At 34.8% G+C, this 2,978-nt stretch carries 3 protein-coding genes; all 3 read right to left on the reverse strand.

All coding sequences use genetic code 11. From position 1 onward, the window contains the following. Positions 1-396 (reverse strand): GDP-mannose 4,6-dehydratase (locus tag PHI38_RS10030; protein WP_299855723.1); only part of this gene is annotated, 396 nt, incomplete at its 3' end. 29 nt (positions 397-425) lie between these two features. After that, the gene (locus tag PHI38_RS10035) at positions 426-1,766 is read right to left on the reverse strand and encodes a mannose-1-phosphate guanylyltransferase/mannose-6-phosphate isomerase (RefSeq protein WP_299855724.1); all 1,341 of its coding nucleotides are present in this window, start codon (positions 1,764-1,766) and stop codon (positions 426-428) included. Continuing rightward, positions 1,759-2,847, reverse strand: a complete 1,089-nt coding sequence (locus tag PHI38_RS10040; RefSeq protein WP_299855725.1) for an NAD-dependent epimerase — start codon at positions 2,845-2,847, stop codon at positions 1,759-1,761. The genes PHI38_RS10035 and PHI38_RS10040 overlap by 8 nt, the downstream gene beginning before the upstream one ends. Positions 2,848-2,978: the final 131 nt, after the last annotated feature.

Genomic DNA, 2,978 nt, shown 5'->3' on the forward strand with positions numbered 1-2,978 from the left:
TTCCGATCTTGTTTTGTTCGTTAGCCCTAGTAACTTTACAGCTTCAAGAATTCTAAGCGTTCCAGTGCCATCAGCATTTGCTACATATTCTGGTGTTTCAAAACTAACAGCAACATGGCTCATAGCAGCTAAGTTATATATCTCATCTGGTTGTGTCTCTTGAATGATTCGAGTTAAATTCATAGAGTCTGTCATATCACCATGGTGAAGAATTAGGTTTCTATTTTCTACATGTGGATCTTGATATAAGTGGTCAATTCTATCAGTGTTAAAGAGTGAACTTCTTCTTTTAATACCATTAACGATATAGCCTTTTTTAAGTAAAAATTCTGCTAAATAAGAACCATCTTGCCCTGTAATCCCTGTTATCAAAGCCACTTTTTTATTGCCTGTCATTTTTAACCTTTTATAAAATTTAATTATATTTAATTTCTAGTAAAATCATCATCAATCCTTACTATGTCATCTTCACCAGTATATTCGCTGACTTGAGCTTCTATGATAATTAAAGGCAGTTTTCCCTGATTTTGAAGTCTATGAAGTTGTCCTGCTTTTATGTAAGTGCTTTCATTTGGGTTTAGTATAAAAGTATTATCTTCGACTGTAACAGTAGCGCATCCGCTTACTACTATCCAGTGCTCATTTCTATGAAAGTGTTTTTGAAGGCTTAAGCGTTTGCCAGGTTTTACAACTATTCGTTTGATTTTGTAACCGTTTGAGTCTTCTAAAATAGTGTAAGTTCCCCAAGGACGATGACCCGTTAGATGAATGTTTGGGAGCTCAGATTTCTCGCCTTTAAGTTTAGCAACTATCTCTTTTACTTTTTGAGAAGAGCCTTTTTTGGATATCAAAAGAGCATCTCCAGAATCTATGATAATACAGTCATTAATATCTATAGTTTCAACTCTTCTATCTGAAATAATAAGATTGTTATTTTCATCATTTGGTAATTCTTCCGCAAGAGCATCAAAACTTCCAACATCACTCCAGTTAATATTTGAAGGCACTACTTTTACTTTTGAGCTTTTCTCCATAACTGCATAGTCTATGCTATCTTCTGGGATATTTATCATATCTTCGTGTCTTATTCTTATTAAGTTCTCTTTGGTTGAGTTGCTAAGAGCACTAAGTGATGCTTTGTAAATCTCAGGAGAATATTTTTGCAGCTCCTCTAAAAACACTCCAGCTCTAAACATAAACATACCAGAGTTCCAATAATAATTTCCAGCTTCTAAGTATGAAGTAGCTCTATCGAAATCTGGCTTTTCATGAAAAGCTTTTACATCAAGACCATTAGCTTCAATATATCCAAATCCAGTTTCAGGAAATGTTGGAGTGATGCCAAAAGTGACTAAGTTATCTTGCTGCGCTAACTCTTTAGCTCTTTGTAAAACATTAGAGTATTCAATCTCATTTTTGATTAGATGGTCACTTGGAGTTATAAGAACTATCTCATCTTTGTCGAGGGCCATACAAGCAAGAGCTATTGCTGGGGCTGTGTTTCTTCCAACAGGCTCTAATAAAAATTGAGAATTTAAAATTGAGAATTGATAATTATTCATCTCTTCTAATTGGTCAAGAGCCAAAAAATATTGTTCAGTATTTGAGACTATAAAATTATTATCGCATACTTTTGAGTTTCGCTCAACTGTAAGTTGAAACAGTGATTTATCATCAAAAAGCTTAACAAACTGCTTTGGCATAAGTGTTCGGCTGATAGGCCAAAGTCTTGTACCTGAACCACCGCATAGTATTATATTAGTCATATTTATAAAATCCCTTATACCACTTCACAAATCGCTCTATACCAACTTCCAGCGTTGTATCTGGCTTATAACTAAAATCTTTTATCATGTCACTTACGTCTGCGTATGTTGATACTACATCGCCATCTTGCATTGGCAAGAATTCTTTTTTTGCCTCTTTGCCTATGGCATTTTCAAGAGTTTTTATAAAATCTAAGAGCTGAATAGGGGAGTTGTTTCCTATGTTGTATATCTTGTATGGAGCTGATGAGATTGATGGGTTTGGATTTGTTGCGTCAAAAGCTTTGCTTTCTTTAGTAAAACTTTGTGATGATGCAGTAGGGTTATCTATTACTTTTATAACGCCATCAACTATATCGCCCACATAAGTAAAATCTCTGCTCATGTCTCCATGGTTAAATACTTTTATAGCTCTGTCATTTAGTATAGCATCGGCAAAGAGCATAGGTGCCATGTCGGGTCTTCCCCACTCTCCATAAACTGTGAAAAATCTAAGCCCTGTACACTTTATGCCATAGAGATGTGCGTATGTATGAGCCATCATCTCATTTGATTTTTTAGTAGCAGCGTAGAGTGAAACTGGGTGGTCTGTATGATCACTTGTCTTGAATGGTTGCGATTTGTTTAGTCCATAAACAGATGAAGATGAGGCAAATGCTAGATTTTTTACGTTGTAATTTCTACACGCTTCTAAAAGATTTACAAAGCCTACAACATTGCTTTGAATGTATGCATGAGGATTCTCAATGCTATATCTAACACCAGCTTGAGCCGCGAGATTACATACTGCATCAAATTTTTCTTCTTCAAAAAGTTTGTTTATTGTCTTAGCATCTTCTAGATTTGCTTTTATAAATTTATGATTTGGGTAGGTTGTGGACTTTAGGAGTTGATTTTCTTTTATATCGTCTTTGTTGATTCCAAGTTCGCCTAGTCTGGCATACTTCAGGTTTACATCATAGTAATCATTTATATTATCAAGGCCAACCACTTCATCACCTCGCTCAAGGAGCGCTTTAGCTAGATGGTAACCTATAAATCCAGCTGTTCCTGTAACTAAAATCTTTTTTTTCTTATACAACTCATACTCTTTAATTTAGTTTTAGAGACGAATTGTATAATATATAAGCTTTTAGAATAGTTATTTGTCTTAGTTTATAGCTTTAACCTTGCAGAGAGTCGCTTCTATCTTAGTCTTAAAGCCGATACCTA

The organism is Sulfurimonas sp., from assembly GCF_028694895.1.
Classification (GTDB): Bacteria; Campylobacterota; Campylobacteria; order Campylobacterales; family Sulfurimonadaceae; genus Sulfurimonas.